The sequence below is a fragment of the Oceanobacillus timonensis genome (assembly GCF_900166635.1).
Classification (GTDB): Bacteria; Bacillota; Bacilli; order Bacillales; family Amphibacillaceae; genus Oceanobacillus; species Oceanobacillus timonensis.
Map to the genome: position 1 here is coordinate 3,989,642 of NZ_LT800497.1, position 15,458 is coordinate 4,005,099.

Genomic DNA, 15,458 nt, shown 5'->3' on the forward strand with positions numbered 1-15,458 from the left:
TTTCATCCCTTTCCCTTAAACAGGTGTTCAAACGCTCTATAATTTAGAGAATCTGAACACCCTTCACATCCATATTTCAGAAACTGATGTCCGTAACATCAATTTACAAGATTGTTTTACACTACTCTCAGCTTTCCCAAGTTTTTAAATAATGAAACTGATTAAAAGGGTAAAGATTAACCCTGATACAGATATAATCGTTTCCAGCAGCGTCCATGTTGCAAATGTTTCTTTCATAGATAAATTAAAGTATTCCTTGAAAATCCAAAAACCTGTGTCATTCACGTGAGAAGCAATCAAGCTTCCGGCACCTGTAGCTAACACCATCAACGCCAGGTTCACATCGGTCCCCTCAATTAATGGAATAACCATCCCGGCTGTTGTTAATGCAGCAACCGTTGCCGAACCTAATGAAACTCTCAAAATAGCAGCAATGATCCAGGCTAATAGAACCGGGGACATATTGGTATTAGAAAAGATATTTGCGACTGCATCACCGACTCCACCGTCAATTAAGACTTGTTTTAAAGCACCGCCGCCTGCAGTAACCAGCAGAACAACGCTGATTCCACGAACAGACTCTTCTGCTGAACTCATCAATGTTTTCATTGGAATGTTGCGTGCAATACCCATGGTGTAAATCGCAAATAATAACGATAGAAGCAGAGCTATCATTGGTTCACCGATGATGCCTACAATTTCAAAAAACAAATTATCCGCAAGCCCGCCAATATCTTGAATTAGCTGCACAATGGTTGTAACCGCCATCAATATAACAGGAGAAAGTGCTGTTAACGCACTGATACCAAATCCAGGTGTTTCTTCTTCTTTAAATGTCTTCGTCGTCCCAAGCGACCCAATATTACCGATTCTCGAAAAAGCATCGGGTACTAATTTCTGTGCTACTTTTGTAAATAATGGTCCGGCAATAATCACTGTTGGAACCGCAATCACAATACCGATAAGAAGGACCATCCCTATATTTGCTTCATACTGTTGTGCAATTACTGTCGGACCCGGATGAGGCGGCAAGAATCCGTGTGTCACAGATAAGGCAGCTGTCATCGGCAGCCCAAGGTATAATAATGGCATTTTAACTTCTTTTGCAATCTGATAAACAATTGGAATTAATAATACCAGGCCGACTTCAAAGAATAATGCAATCCCGATAATAAAGGAAGCAATAACGACAGCCCATTGGATACGTTTTTCACCAAACTTATTGATTAATGTTAACGCAATACGCTGTGCGCCTCCTGCATCAGCAAGTAATTTCCCCAGCATTGCGCCAAAAACAAAGATAAGCGCGATATCGCCAAGTGTTCCGCCGAGTCCTTCTTGTACCGTTTCAACAATATCCCCAAGAGACATGCCCAGCGCTAAAGCGGTTAATAAAGAAACGACAATCAATGCAATAAACGTATTTAAATTCCACTTCATAATAAGCAGTAATAACGTAACGACTGCTAATGCTACTATGATAAGCGGATAAACATTTTCCATCTTTATTCACTCCTATTTTCATGCTTTTTATTTTCCAGTGATCTTCTTTCCTGATAAGCTGCAATCTGTTCATATTCCTGTTCCAATGAACGTGAAATATTGATAAACATTGGCATTAATTCCTGATAAATTAGGGCATTCTCCGGATTCGGATCATGCTGATGGGTAAAACCAATCAAATCCTCCACCATATCAAAGGAATCAATTTTTTCTTCTGCATACAATCCAAGCAGACAAGCACCAAGACAGGAAGATTCGTAGCTTTTCGGAACAATCACATCCTGGTCAAAGATATCAGCCATCATTTGCCGCCATAATTCCGATTTTGAAAATCCGCCTGTAGCCTTTATTGATTTCACTGGAGCATTCATTACTTCTACCAACGCCAGGAAAACGGTATATAAATTAAAAATAACACCTTCTAAAGCAGCGCGAACCATATGCTCTTTTTTATGGTTTAGCGTAAGCCCAATAAATGATCCGCGAACATTTGCATTCCAAAGTGGTGCACGCTCTCCTGCTAAAAATGGATGGAATAATAAACCGTTTGAACCCGGCTCCACTTGTTTGGCGATTGCAGTCAACACTTCATAAGCATCTATGTTCAAGCGTTTTGCTGTTTCCACTTCACTTGCAGCAAGTTCATCACGAATCCAGCGCAGCACCATGCCGCCATTATTTACCGGACCACCGATAACCCAATGATTTTCTGTTAGCGCATAACAAAAAATACGCCCTTTTTGATCGGTACGCGGTTTAGGAATCACTGTACGAATTGCTCCGCTCGTACCGATTGTAATTGCCACATCTCCTTCTTTAACTGCATTCACGCCAATATTGGATAACACCCCATCACTTGCGCCGATAATAAATTTCATGTCTGGTGCGATTCCTAAATCTTTGGCAATCTCCGGATGACAATTGGTAAAGCTTGCTGTTGTCGGAACCAGTCTCGGCAGCTTGTCTGTTGAAATACCTGTTACTTCAAGAGCTCCTTCGTCCCAGTCGAGGTTTTCCAAGTTCATCATTCCGGTAGCAGAACCAAGCGAATAATCCATCACATATTCTCCAAAGAATTGATAAAAAACATATTCTTTAATCCCGATGTATTTCATTGTTTTTCCAGCTATCTCCGGATGTTCCTGCTCCAGCCATGTAATTTTACTCAATGGAGACATCGGATGAATCGGCGTGCCCGTCCGCAGATAAATATCATGGCCGTTCCATTCATTTTTGATTTTATTTGTCCAATGTGAACTGCGGTTATCCGCCCAGGTAATACATGGGGTAATCGCTTTATTATCCTCATCCATGGCGATAAGACTGTGCATCGCACTGCTGAAGGAAATAAAGGAAAGATGCTCTGTACCAATCTTTGATTCCTTCACTGTTTCCCGGATAACATAACGTACCGCCTGATAAATGTCTTCCGGACTTTGCTCCGCCGTTCGGATGTCCGGCGTTTGCATGTCATATCCCTGACTGCTCTGTGCCAAAATGTCACCCGTTTCCCGATACAGCACGGCTTTTGTACTCGTTGTGCCGATATCGACTCCGAGCATATACTTATTCTGATCCATTTCCATCCCTCGCTTTTATTGTATTTTGTTACTCTATTTTATCCCGCTATCTTGCTATAGATTATAAAATCAACTGCCTCTATTATTTGTATTTCTCAATAAAAGGCTTTCAAAACATGTAACTTTATACTTCGAATACTTGTATACAAGTATCCTAACATGATTTTTTCTTTCTGTAAACGCTTTTATTATTTTTTGTAAAATCAAAAAAGGACTTTCTTAATTGGATACATTAAGAAAGTCCTTTTCGCTCTATTCAATCTATTAATGTGTTCTAAAAGGTCAAATGGAAACGTTATTTCTTCAATTTTTCCTGCGCGATATCCTGCAGTTTAAATTTCTGTATTTTCCCTGTCCCTGTCAGCGGCCAATCCGCTGCATTCACAAACCAGATATAACGCGGTACTTTAAAACGTGCTACATGCTCCCGGCACAGTTTTCTGATGTCTTGCTTCGTACAGGTTTCGCCTTGTTTTAATTCGACAAACGCAGCACCGGTTTCTGTTGTTAATTGGTCCGGCACACCAACGATGTATACTTGGTTCACTGCCGGGTGCATAGAAATAACATCCTCTACTTCTTTGGGAGCTACCGTCTCTCCGGATACTTTATAAAGGTCCTTACTTCTGCCTAACAGCCGAATATAACCTTGTTCATCAATGGTCCCTAAATCGCCGCTGCGGATATAACCATCCGCATCCTTAGCAAAAGCTGTTTCTTCCGGCTTTTTATAATACCCTTCTGTTACAACATTTCCACGCACTGCTAACTCACCGACAGAACCATCTGGCAATGTTTCTCTCGTATCCGGGTCAATCACTTTGTACGTCACACTTTTATCTCCAAACTCCGGATGAGCAGCCGCTCCTGCAGTTTTTACCTTCCCGACTGTGGTGGAGATAGTCTCCAATGAATCACCGATTTCCGTCAGCATCGTAGTGGAACCCGCTTCTGTTGCTCCACAGCCTGTACCGATTTCCGTCACTTCTAATTCATCTACTGCTCTTTTCCATAACGGAACCGGTGAAGGGGCTGCACAGCATAATAGCGCATAAAGAGACTTTAGATTCGTTTGTTTTACTTCCGGTCGATTCAATAAGGCAACAAGCATCGATGGGACAGCGAGAAAATCATGAACTTGGTATTTCTCCATCAACTCCAGTGATTGCAGCGGTTGAAATGCATGACAGGTTACCATCCCTCCTCCTACAAAAGAAGCAGCAAATAAACCTTCCTGCAGAAAATAAACATGATACATCGGTAATGGTGCATAAATCCGTCTCCCCACTTCATACCCTCTAGTCAGGCACGTTGCAAAACCGGAACGGAGCAGCATATCATCGGTTAACATGACGCCTTTTGGCAAGCCCGTAGAGCCGGAAGTATAAATAATAGCGGCCGTTGCGTCTGGGTTATCTGTTTCTTTCCAGCGGTTGTTTAGCGCCGTTTCTTCCACTGCCTCTGCACCTTGTAAGAACACTTCCCATGCCATGTACATTTCCGGCACAGCTGCTTCTTTATTCGGCATACAAATTGCTTTTTTAAAAGAACTATCAGCATCTTTTTGGAGTTCAGAAACCATATCCTTTAACACTTCCGCATGATGCTGCTTTCCAGCGTATTGATGAGTGATCAGCCAATTGCTATCGGATTGACGAAGCATATAAGTTACTTCATCCTTCTGCAGCTGCGTATTCACCGGCACCACAACCGCTCCCACCATCGAAGTTGCAATAAATAAAGCAACAAACTCCGGTTCGTTTTCCATTAAAACAGCTACATGGTCTCCAGGCGCAACACCTGTATTTAGCATCGCCTTTGCATACTCACGAGCCTGCTCCCACATGTCTTCATAGGTCACGACCTTATCCGGCATCATAATCAAAGGATAATCACTATATTGCCGGCTCTGCTTATAAAAATGCGTCGCAACCGTCCGCTTCTCCCAACTTGGGTACATTTTTTCCAGTGCAGCCTGCCGCTCCTCTACACTTGCATGATTTTGCCGTTCTTCCAGCATGTTATCTCTCCATTTCATCATTTGTTTCCTCTTTTTCCCGTTCAGTCTTGAGGTGCCTGCCAAATCACAATGCCATTCTGCCCGCCAAAACCAAAGGAATTACTCATTGCTGTTTGGATTGGCTGCTTGCGGCTTGCATTTGGAACAATATCCAACGGCGCCGCTTCATCCCGATTTTCAGAATGAAGCGTTGCCGGTAATATTCCTGTCTCTATTGCTTTGATCGACGCGATACTTTCAATAGCTCCAGCCGCTCCTAATAAATGCCCGACACTACCTTTGATGGAGCTGACTGGCATGTGGTCTAATTTCTCGCCGAATATCATTTTTAATGCTTTGGTCTCAGCAATATCTCCAGCTGGTGTCGACGTCGCGTGCGCATTAATATAATCCACATCATCCGGCTTGAGTTGTGCGGAACGGAGCGCCCGCTCGATTGCCAATGCAGCACTTGTTCCTTCCGGGTCCGGTGACGTATCATGATACGCATCATTGGAAGCGCCATAGCCTTTTAACGTTGCATAAATGTGTGCCCCCCTTGCTTTGGCACGCTCTAGCGGCTCAAGAACAAATAAACCTGCGCCTTCTCCCATGACCATCCCTGTCCGTGCCGCATCAAACGGGCGGGACCATGTTGAAAAATCTTCCGGACCTTTCGCTGCCAATGCACCGGCATCGCCTAATCCGGATAAAAAGACATTTGACCACAAGCTGTCTACGCCTCCAGCAAGAATATAATCCACGTCATCACGGAAAAACCAGTGAGCGGATTCCCCAATCGCATTGGCTGAAGCTGCACAAGCGGTTACATATGTATTCGACGGCCCTCGAAATCCATACTGAATGGATAGTGTGCTTGCGGCTGCGTTCGGAATAGATTTAGAAATCATACGCGGTCCGACTCGTTTCGCCTTTCCCGTTGCTAATTTTTCAGACGCCTGTTCCAAAGATTGAATACCACCAAAAGCTGTTCCAATTGCTGTTCCGAATCGATTCCGATCGACGTCATCGATAAACGTCTCTCCATCACTTTTTAAGAGACCTGCATCCTTTAACGCTTCATCTGCTGTAATTAACGCCAGCTGGGTAAAATAATCGGTATTTCGGGTAATCTTTTTAGAAAGAAAATCAGACACATCAAAATCAGGTACACGCGCTCCTACTTTTGTCCATTTCCTCATATTCTCATCGGTTATTTCTTTTACCGCAGAATGATTCGCAATGACATTATCCCAAAAAGCGGATGTCCCTATGCCAAATGGAGAAACAGCCCCCATCCCTGTTACTGCAATCTCTACCTGTTTCATGATGCACGCTCCTTTGCATATTTTAGACAATACGTCCCCTGTCTCACTTTTATTATGAACATAATCAGCTTTCATTTCAAAACTGTCATGTATTATTCAAATCCTAGTATTATTATAATGTAAGTATATATTTTACTCAAACCATCCATTTCCAGATTTGCTTGCACTATCAATATACTTGTTTCTTCTACATACAAATTCCCGTTATCCAACAAATGATAACGGGAATTTGAGTGATTATTTCGAAACAAATTTATTACCAGCTACCCAAAATCGATACGGATAATCTTTTGCTTCTCCGGAGTTATCAATACCAATTCGTGGACCAGTTTTTATTTTCTCCGGTTTCTTTCCTTCCGCGATAAATAACGGCGGCTCTTTGAGAGACCGTCCATAATCTCCCATATTAATATCTAAAGCCTGCGATAGTTTTCCTGGACCGCTTGTTAAGTTTTGAAATTTTTTTACTGGCCGGCGAGCCAACATTTGATCGATTCCTGTATAAGGTTCCACTGCCCGGATTAACACACTTTCCGGTACTTCTTTCTCTGCGCTGACGACATTAATTAAACAATGATTATGAATAAGATGCGTGTAGGTCATCCCAGCCTCTGCATAGAGAATGTCTGTCCGCTTCGTTCTCCGTTTAAATCCATGTGCAGCTCTATCAGCACTTCCCAAATATGCTTCTGTTTCAACAATAAATCCAGAGCTTGTTCCTTCCTCCGTTTGTTTAACTAAAATACATCCAAGCAGTTCTTCTGCCATCTGTAAGGTAGGATACTGGTAAAACGCGTCTGATAACAGTGTAAAGTGCTTTTCTTGATTCAATTTATACCCTCCTTGCTTTTGAACCTTCTCCATTTAGTTTACCCTATTTTAACAAATAGTTAAGCATCTCTTGTAATAACACGTTAACGTCCATCGAAAATGTTTCATGGAAGGAAGATGATTGAACTATTTCTCTGATAATGAAATAATAGAAACAAAACAAATCTGATTAACATACTTTGTTTTTCTCAAGGAGGAATACGGTTATGAATCATTTAATGGAATTACACACAAAAGAAGAGCGCATCCAACTATTATCCAAAACGGTTGCACCCTTTGGTGAGCGAGTTCGCCACCTTCCAGCTGATGCTTTTCCATACGAAAACTTTAAAGACCTGCAAAACATCGGCTATCCAGCACTTACCGTGCCAAAAGAAGATGGAGGAGCTGGTATCACAGTTGATGAACTGGTTTCCTATCAACAAATTATTGCACAGGCGGACGGGTCAACTGGTCTTTCTATCGGCTGGCATATGGGAATTATGAAAGATTTAGGCGAAACGAAACCTTGGAAAGAAAATGTTTATAAAAAAGTTGTCAAAGATGTTGTTGAAAATGGCGCATTATTAAATAGCGCTGCAACCGAACCGGCAACCGGAAGTCCGACTCGTGGAGGAAAACCGGAAACAACCGCGGTCAAAAAAGATAATGGCTGGATAATTACCGGACGAAAAAACTTTACCACACTGTCTCCGATTTTAACTTACTTTATCGTTAGTGCATCTATCGATGGAACAGATGACGTTGGTAATTTCCTTGTAAAACATGACTTAGAAGGTGTCAACGTAGAGGAAACATGGGATTCCATTGCCATGCGTGGTTCTGGCAGTCATGATCTCGTTTTAGAAGATGTCCATTTAGATAAAGACGCTCTCGTTGAAATCACTTCCAATCAAAAAAGAAAACCAGCTGGATGGTTATTGCATGTCCCGGCGTGCTATCTCGGTATTGCCCAAGCTGCTCAGAAGGATGCTGTCGCATTTGCAACGAGTTACTCGCCAAACAGTATCAAGGGCACGATTTCCGAGTTGCCGAATGTAAAACAAAAAATGGGTGATCTAGAGCTTCTTTTATTAGAATCCGAGCATTTCCTGCATGCCATTGCGGATAAGTGGGATAAGGCGGAGGAAGAAATCAGAAACACCATGGGACCAGAATTAGGAGCAGTAAAGCTGTCTGTCACCAATAAAGCAGTCCGAGGGGTAGACCTTGCGATGCGTGTTGTTGGCGCACAAAGCCTCAAGCTGAAAAATAATTTTGAGCGCTATTACCGCGATGTCCGAGCTGGACTGCATAATCCGCCAATGGATGATATGACGGTGATTCAGTTAGCGGATAAATCGATACGGGAACTGTAAAGCATTCCAGCCAATGATGAAATAAAATACAGTAATGGAAGGAAGCTATATGAAAATCTCGTTTCATATAGCTTCTTTATTTTAAGCCAGGTTCGCTTCCTTTTCTTTTTCCATATCTTCATCTATAAATTTAAAATATGGAAGCAAGATTCCCATTAAAGAGGTGGTACTTATCACAGTCCCTATCAATAAATATAATGGCCGGACGCCCCACATGTCACTTAAGTAACCACCGGCCAGGACACCTAATGGCATCATACACCGAATAATTAACAGCCTTACAGAGAATATTTTACCCATTAAATGATGCGGGATTATTTTTTGGCAAATTGTCGTATTATGTATCCCGAAAACAGCCATAGCTACTCCGCCTATTACCTCTGTCAGAATCCCCAATAAAACACTTGTATTGAAAAATAAGAATACAAAGGTCAGTCCGCCGATAAATAAAGCGCTGAGCATGAGTCTTCTTCGGCTTCTATATTTTATTTTACCAACCAAAATAGATCCTAAGATGAAACCAATAGGGAAACCAGCCATAAAATAACCGTATGCTGCGTAGCTTCCAAATAACTCCTCTGTTATATAAGGAAGTGTCGTAACCATTGTCACCCCAACACCAAATTGGACAAAACCAAGAAATATTCCTAACCAGACAATCACTCGTTTTCTAAAAAAATAAGTGATACCCTCTGTAAATTCCTTTATCCACGGCGCTCTTGTTTTTTGCTGGATTCTCGTCTCTTGGATAAAAAGTAATGTGAAACCGCTTAACAAAAGCAATGTGCTTACTAGAACCATCGTAGGCAAGACACCCAGATATTCAATCACGACTCCTCCTAAAAAAGGAGCGGTAAAGGTCATGAGCCGTGCTGTTCCTTCCAGATAAGCGTTCGCTATTTCCAATTGCCCCTTTGCCACGGTAGAGGGCGTGATTGCCTGATTTGCCGGAACATACAGCGGCGTGATTAATCCAACGATAATCTGCACGAAATAGACATGCCATGGCAAAAGCGATTCTGTCCATAAAGCAAACAGCGGCACAAGAAAGACGAAGCCTCTTGTCATCTGGGAGAATATCAATATCCACTTGCGGCTCCAACGGTCAATAAACGGACCGATAAATAATTGGAGCACCAAAGAAGGGATAAAATATAACAGCCACATACTCCCAAGGGCCAGGGTGGATCCTGTTAATTGATAAATCAAAATGGAGTTACAAAAGGTTCCAAAAGCACCGCCCAGCTCTGAAATCCCGTTGCCAATCCATATGGACAGAAAAGATTGATTCTTAAAAATGGACGTTTCCTTTCGCTTTATGCCCTTCATTTTTCCAGATACCAGTCAAATTCTTTTGCTAAAAGGGAAAATACATTCTTTTTCAAGCAATATTTGGAATCGCGTATTTCTACGATTTTTGCCGCTCTTAATATTTTTAAATGATGGTGAATTGTCGATTTCCCGATATCTAGTCTTTCTGTCATATCCTGCAGCGTCCTTGGATGTTCAGATAATAATTTAACCATCTTCAACCGTACCTCGTCACCTAATGCTTTATATTTCTGAACGAGAAAATAATCCGGCATATACCGATCACTTGGAGATACACTTTCATTCGCAACCGGATAATAAAATACTTTAGTTCCTTCGATATCTGCCTCAATATTCCAGGGACGATAAATATATTGAGGTATCAATAAAACAGTATGAACACTGGGTTCGGGTATATAAGTTACCCCACCGGTTGCCCATTGCACTAATTCCTCTGAAGAAACTTTCTGCTGCACCTCTTTCTTTGATTGATAATCCTTTTCTAAAATAGCTTCTGTTTCCTGCTGGTACTCCTCCCCTATTTCCTGATACCAGCTGCTCATTACCTTAATCAAATGTTTTTTTAAAGATGCAGCTTTACAGGTACTAATAAATTCGATATATGCCGGAAAGAAAGGATTAAGGGCCGTAATGCGCTTTAACTCTTTAATAGAATCTGATCCCCCTTGTGCAGCTTGCCTCCGATAGGATTGATAATGATTCCCGACAAAAGGAAGACAAATAAACTTCAGCTCTGTATCTGTTAAATCTTGTACATATTGTTCAAACACTTCAAGACTTGAAAATTCCTGCTGATGGAGTATTTGGAGCAGCGCTTTCCACGTGTTATTTTTTTCAACAAATTCCAATTGTTCAGATAAATCATCCGAAATAGAACCTTTTATATTCATCCAATGTTCTTTAGGCTTATCTAATGTATCGAGAAGCTTGGTGTTTGTTATTGCCGCAATCCCTAACGCGCATTCCCATAAAATAGAATAACTGAACTTGACTTGGTACGTTTCCCTTTCTCTACTTGTTGATTGCAGTATATCCACTTAACCACTCCCTGTATGTTATTCATTTCAGTGTAACATATATTCTATAGATGTAGAATATAATATTTTATAAATATAGAACAAAAGGGACTATGTTATTTATAATCACATAGCAAAAAAATGGACTGTATAAAAAATGGTTTTAGTTAAAAGTAAAAGTTACTCTATACCCCATCTCTAAAGTCAGCTCCTTTCTAGTCGTCTAAGATGTATAAACCGAGAAAAATAGACAACTAAGACAACAATTACATGCAATCCAACCCATATCCAACTGAAAAAATCGGCTAAAAGATTTAAAACAAGAACAAACACTAAAAGAGCAATAGCAATACCAAGAAGGGTATTTAGCAGGATACGCTCTACTCGTTTATTAGGCTTCATATCTTTTTCTTCTATCCCTTTTTTCCTCCTCCACTTATTTCCTATGACTCTAAGAATCGGCATGACAATAGCTAAAAAGATAATGACATACAGCATACCTGCCAAAAAGGGATAACCCCTTGAGAAAAACTGCCTGTAAAAGCGCCAATAAAAGCAAATCCTAATACAATAAAACGATCGATTGTCGGAGTAAAAAAGGTAAGGTTACATATCTTTTTACCTTCTTCCAACATAATTTCATATCTTTCACTCCACTCTTTAATGATTTGTTTAAATATTTCAAAAAATCATTATCAATGGCTCTTCAAATTGTTTTCGTAATGTTCTTTTCTCTAAATCACACCTATGAAAATGAGAAAGCTGTTTCCCATAACTATACAAATACAGCTAAAAGGACGTGTGTTATACAGCTCATGTTTTCATAAAACTTACACCTTATATCCATCCCTTTCCAACGCTTTTTCACATTACAATGTTTATAAAATGCTTGTCAGTGGAAACCTTTTAATAGACACATGATTAAATGGAATAAGGAGGAACACATCATGGAACCGACAGAAATGCAGAAAAATAGTACTCCCAAACAAACACAAAATAAGCAGCCGGGAATCGAGTCAGAAATGAACCCGCTCCCGCATCAGCCGACAGATTATATAGGCACGGATAAATTGAAAGGGAAAAATGCACTGATTACCGGCGGTGACAGCGGAATTGGCCGCGCAGTTGCGATTTTATATGCAAAAGAAGGAGCAAACGTCGCAATTTCTTATTTAAATGAACATGGTGATGCGGAAGAAACCAAGAATTTAGTAGAAGCAGAAGGTGTTCAATGCCTTCTTCTCCCTGGAGATATTAAAGCAGAAGCCCATTGTATGGATTTAGTCGAGAAAACAGTAGAAGCATTTGGCGGTATCAATATTCTGGTTAACAATGCAGCGATTCAATTTGAACAGGAGAATGTGGAAGATATCCCTTCTGAACAATTTGAAGATGTATTCCGCGTGAATTTCTTCTCGCAATTTTATCTGACGAAAGCAGCTGTTCCGCATATGAAGGAAGGAGACTCCATTATTAGTACATCTTCTATTAATTCTTATCGTGGAAATGCCACATTAATGGATTACTCCGCAACAAAAGGTGCGATTACTTCCTTCATTAGAAGTATTGCACAAAGCCTTGCTAAAAAAGGGATTCGAGCGAACACCGTTGCTCCAGGACCTGTCTGGACACCGCTTATTCCCGCCTCATTTGATGAAAATAAAGTGGAGAAATTTGGACAGGATTCTTTAATGGGACGCCCTGGTCAGCCGTCAGAGCATGCTTGGCCGTATGTTATGCTTGCCTCAAAAGAAGCTTCTTATATGACCGGACAAGCGATTCATATTAATGGAGGAACCTGGACATCTTCCTAATAAAAAACAGCCTGTATTCTTTTCATTGCGAATACAGGCTGTTTTTTATTTCTACCCTATATCATTTGCTTTCACTTCTCCAACTTGCACCGTAGCATGATCATGTGGCTCTAAATCATTGCTTTCAAATGGATTACTCCCTGTGATTACACCATATGCAATAACAACCACACATACATAGGCAATCCCGATACTCACCCATTTTTTAATCGACATGGATTACGCCTCCCTTTTCAGCTTCAAGCGTTGAAGTCTGAGCGCATTGAGTACGACGGAAACGGAACTACATGCCATTGCCGCTCCGGCAACCCAAGGAGCTAATAGACCAATCGCAGCAACTGGAATCGACGCAGAATTGTAAGCAAAAGCGAAAAATAGATTTTGTTTGATATTCCGCATTGTTCTGGCGCTTAGCTCAATACTGTCAGCCACACTGTGTAAGTCACCGCGCATCAGTGTTACATCCGCTGCCTCAATTGCCACATCCGTTCCTGTTCCAATGGCCATTCCGATATCTGCAATTGCTAAAGCAGGAGCATCGTTAATACCGTCACCTACCATCGCTACTTTTTTGCCTTCCTGTTGGAGCCGCTTGATTTCATCTGCTTTCTGGTCTGGCAAAACCTCAGCAATCACACGATCGACGCCAACCTCTTTTGCAATCGCCTGCGCAGTCCGTTCATTATCCCCTGTCAGCAGAATAACTTCCAGCTCTTGTTCATGCAAACGTTCAATTGCTTCTTTCGATGTTTCTTTTACGGTATCGGCAACGGCAATGATTCCTGAAAGCACGCCTTGAAAACCGACAAGCATGGCTGTTTTACCGGCAGCTTCCAGTTCTGTCATTGTTTCTTCGATATTGCTGATATCCATGTTTTGCTGTTCCATCAATTTTCTTGTTCCAATATAGAGAGGTTCTCCCTCCCATGTCACTTGGATACCGGCTCCAGGTATCGATTCAAAATCTGTTGTTTCAATTAAATCAATATGCTGTTCTTCTGCGCCTTTCACAATGGCTTCCGCAAGTGGATGCTCGGAATGTTTCTCAGCGGAAGCAGCCATTTTTAATACATCTTCCTTCGCAGCATTTCCTTGAGGAATAACATCCGTCAGTGCGGGTTCCCCTTTTGTTACTGTTCCCGTTTTATCTAATACAATCGTTTCAATAGAGCGGGTGTTTTCTAAATACTCTCCACCTTTAAATAGTACACCTAGTTCCGCAGCTCTGCCTGAACCTGCCATCACTGATGTTGGCGTCGCCAGACCAAGTGCACAAGGACATGCAATAACCAAGACGGTAATCGCAGGCACTAAGGCTGCACGTAAATCTCCAGGAGAAACAAAAATGTACCAAACCAGGAATGTTACCACAGCAATACCAACCACGACGGGAACAAAGATACCAGATACACGGTCTGCTACACGCTGAATATCTGCTTTGCTTCCCTGTGCTTCTTCTACTACCTTCACAATTTGTGAAAGCGCGGTATCTTTTCCAATTTTTGTCGCTTCTACTGTCAGTATGCCATTTTTATTGATAGTAGAACCAATCGCTGTGTCGCCAATATTTTTATCCATCGGAATACTTTCCCCGGTAATCATTGACTCATCTACAGCTGATTTCCCTTTAACAATTGCTCCATCAACAGGTATTTTTTCTCCGGGACGAACAATAATGTGATCGCCAACAGCTACTTCTTCAATAGCAATTTCCAGTTCCTCCCCGTCACGAATAACACGGGCTGTTTTTGCCTGCATATCTAACAGCTTTTTAATCGCCTGACCTGTACGTCCTTTAGCACGTACCTCAAATAATTTACCAAGCAATACTAATGTAATAATCACGGAAGCAGCTTCAAAATATAATTCAGGCATGCCAGCCGCGCCTTGCATTTGCCATTCGATACCGAGAAAGATACTGTATAAATAGGCCACCGATGTTCCTAAAGCAACAAGCACATCCATATTCGCACTTTTATTTCGTAATGCTTTATAAGCTCCTACATAAAATTGCTTCCCTGCAATAAACTGAACAGGTGTCGCCAGTGCCAACTGCACCCATGGATTCATCAGCATATCCGGCGAATAAATAAAGGAAGTAAAGGAAAAATGGGTCACCATCGTCCATAATAAAGGTAAGGTTAAAATAGCAGAAAAGATAAATTTTCCGGTTTGATGACGAATTTCCTCTTCCTTCCGATTTGTTGTCTCTTCCTTCGAAACTTGAGGCTTAAGCGCGTAGCCAAGCTTCTTTACCACTTCCATCATATCCCGGGAAGTGACTTGATCTTCATTATATTCTACTGCAACATTTTCCAATGCAAAATTCACATTAGCTTCTGCCACGCCATCCATTTTATTTAATCGTTTCTCAATTCGGTTAGCGCAAGCTGCGCACGTCATTCCCTCTACATCAAAGGTCTGCTTTTCACGCTGCACATGGTAACCCAACTGTTCAATTTTCTTCTCAAAATCCACTACAGACGTTTGCTCTGGATTATAGTGAATGGTCGATTTTTCAATCGCAAAGTTCACATTGGCATCTTCCACACCGTCTACTCGCTTCAAGCCTTTCTCAATTCGGGTAGCACAAGCTGCACATGTCATCCCTTCAATAGGTAATGTAACTTCTTTTGTAGCTTCCATTTAAACCATCTCCTATACCTGTAAAGGGTATGTAGTTATTTAAAAAGAGGA

The 15,458-nt window shown here is 41.4% G+C and carries 12 protein-coding genes; 2 read left to right on the forward strand and 10 right to left on the reverse strand.

The annotated features are described in order from the left end of the window. Nucleotides 1-144: 144 nt before the first annotated feature. The 5 genes from B7E05_RS19595 to B7E05_RS19615 all read right to left on the reverse strand — a co-directional run bounded on the left by B7E05_RS19595 (nt 145) and on the right by B7E05_RS19615 (nt 7,274). Entirely contained in the window at nt 145-1,503 is a 1,359-nt protein-coding gene (locus B7E05_RS19595) for a gluconate:H+ symporter (protein ID WP_080875786.1), read from the reverse strand. 2 nt (nt 1,504-1,505) lie between these two features. Further along, the gene (gntK, locus tag B7E05_RS19600) at nt 1,506-3,083 is read right to left on the reverse strand and encodes a gluconokinase (RefSeq protein WP_080875787.1); all 1,578 of its coding nucleotides are present in this window, start codon (nt 3,081-3,083) and stop codon (nt 1,506-1,508) included. Nucleotides 3,084-3,378: 295 nt separating this feature from the next. Then, nucleotides 3,379-5,124 carry a class I adenylate-forming enzyme family protein gene (locus tag B7E05_RS19605; RefSeq protein ID WP_245833191.1) on the reverse strand — a complete coding sequence of 582 codons (1,746 nt, stop codon included), beginning with the start codon at nt 5,122-5,124 and terminating at the stop codon, nt 3,379-3,381. Nucleotides 5,125-5,144: 20 nt separating this feature from the next. Continuing rightward, nucleotides 5,145-6,410, reverse strand: a complete 1,266-nt coding sequence (locus B7E05_RS19610) for a beta-ketoacyl-[acyl-carrier-protein] synthase family protein (RefSeq protein WP_080875788.1) — start codon at nt 6,408-6,410, stop codon at nt 5,145-5,147. A gap of 237 nt (nt 6,411-6,647) precedes the next feature. Continuing rightward, nucleotides 6,648-7,274, reverse strand: coding sequence for a DNA-3-methyladenine glycosylase (locus B7E05_RS19615; RefSeq protein ID WP_080875789.1), 627 nt, complete (start codon nt 7,272-7,274; stop codon nt 6,648-6,650). A gap of 173 nt (nt 7,275-7,447) precedes the next feature. On the opposite strand from B7E05_RS19615, the gene B7E05_RS19620 reads away from it, so the two are divergent. Then, entirely contained in the window at nt 7,448-8,599 is a 1,152-nt protein-coding gene (locus tag B7E05_RS19620; RefSeq protein WP_080875790.1) for an acyl-CoA dehydrogenase family protein, read from the forward strand. A gap of 81 nt (nt 8,600-8,680) precedes the next feature. Here B7E05_RS19620 and B7E05_RS19625 read toward each other — a convergent pair whose 3' ends face one another. From B7E05_RS19625 to B7E05_RS19635, 3 genes are all read right to left on the reverse strand, one after another. Beyond that, entirely contained in the window at nt 8,681-9,928 is a 1,248-nt protein-coding gene (locus B7E05_RS19625; protein ID WP_080875791.1) for an MFS transporter, read from the reverse strand. Continuing rightward, nucleotides 9,925-10,968: an ArsR/SmtB family transcription factor gene (locus B7E05_RS19630; RefSeq protein WP_080875792.1), complete on the reverse strand. Its 1,044-nt coding sequence runs from the start codon at nt 10,966-10,968 to the stop codon at nt 9,925-9,927. Before B7E05_RS19630 ends, B7E05_RS19625 begins: the two co-directional genes overlap by 4 nt. A 183-nt stretch (nt 10,969-11,151) precedes the next feature. Then, nucleotides 11,152-11,454: a hypothetical protein gene (locus B7E05_RS19635; RefSeq protein ID WP_080875793.1), complete on the reverse strand. Its 303-nt coding sequence runs from the start codon at nt 11,452-11,454 to the stop codon at nt 11,152-11,154. A gap of 440 nt (nt 11,455-11,894) precedes the next feature. On the opposite strand from B7E05_RS19635, the gene B7E05_RS19640 reads away from it, so the two are divergent. Next, entirely contained in the window at nt 11,895-12,761 is an 867-nt protein-coding gene (locus tag B7E05_RS19640) for an SDR family oxidoreductase (protein ID WP_080875794.1), read from the forward strand. A 51-nt stretch (nt 12,762-12,812) separates the two neighbouring features. Here B7E05_RS19640 and B7E05_RS22260 read toward each other — a convergent pair whose 3' ends face one another. Then, complete coding sequence (locus tag B7E05_RS22260; RefSeq protein ID WP_179134594.1) at nt 12,813-12,977, reverse strand: hypothetical protein; 165 nt, start codon at nt 12,975-12,977, stop codon at nt 12,813-12,815. Nucleotides 12,978-12,980: 3 nt separating this feature from the next. Further along, nucleotides 12,981-15,407, reverse strand: coding sequence for a heavy metal translocating P-type ATPase (locus B7E05_RS19645; RefSeq protein WP_080875795.1), 2,427 nt, complete (start codon nt 15,405-15,407; stop codon nt 12,981-12,983). Nucleotides 15,408-15,458: the final 51 nt, after the last annotated feature.

Coding starts and splice junctions, on each gene's coding strand:
- B7E05_RS19595 (WP_080875786.1), bottom strand. CDS start 1,503: ATGGAAAATGTTTATCCGCTTATCATAGTAGCATTAGCAGTCGTTACG.
- gntK (WP_080875787.1), bottom strand. CDS start 3,083: ATGGATCAGAATAAGTATATGCTCGGAGTCGATATCGGCACAACGAGT.
- B7E05_RS19640 (WP_080875794.1), top strand. CDS start 11,895: ATGGAACCGACAGAAATGCAGAAAAATAGTACTCCCAAACAAACACAA.
- B7E05_RS19610 (WP_080875788.1), bottom strand. CDS start 6,410: ATGAAACAGGTAGAGATTGCAGTAACAGGGATGGGGGCTGTTTCTCCA.
- B7E05_RS22260 (WP_179134594.1), bottom strand. CDS start 12,977: ATGTCGATTAAAAAATGGGTGAGTATCGGGATTGCCTATGTATGTGTG.
- B7E05_RS19615 (WP_080875789.1), bottom strand. CDS start 7,274: ATGGAGAAGGTTCAAAAGCAAGGAGGGTATAAATTGAATCAAGAAAAG.
- B7E05_RS19625 (WP_080875791.1), bottom strand. CDS start 9,928: ATGAAGGGCATAAAGCGAAAGGAAACGTCCATTTTTAAGAATCAATCT.
- B7E05_RS19620 (WP_080875790.1), top strand. CDS start 7,448: ATGAATCATTTAATGGAATTACACACAAAAGAAGAGCGCATCCAACTA.
- B7E05_RS19645 (WP_080875795.1), bottom strand. CDS start 15,407: ATGGAAGCTACAAAAGAAGTTACATTACCTATTGAAGGGATGACATGT.
- B7E05_RS19605 (WP_245833191.1), bottom strand. CDS start 5,124: ATGATGAAATGGAGAGATAACATGCTGGAAGAACGGCAAAATCATGCA.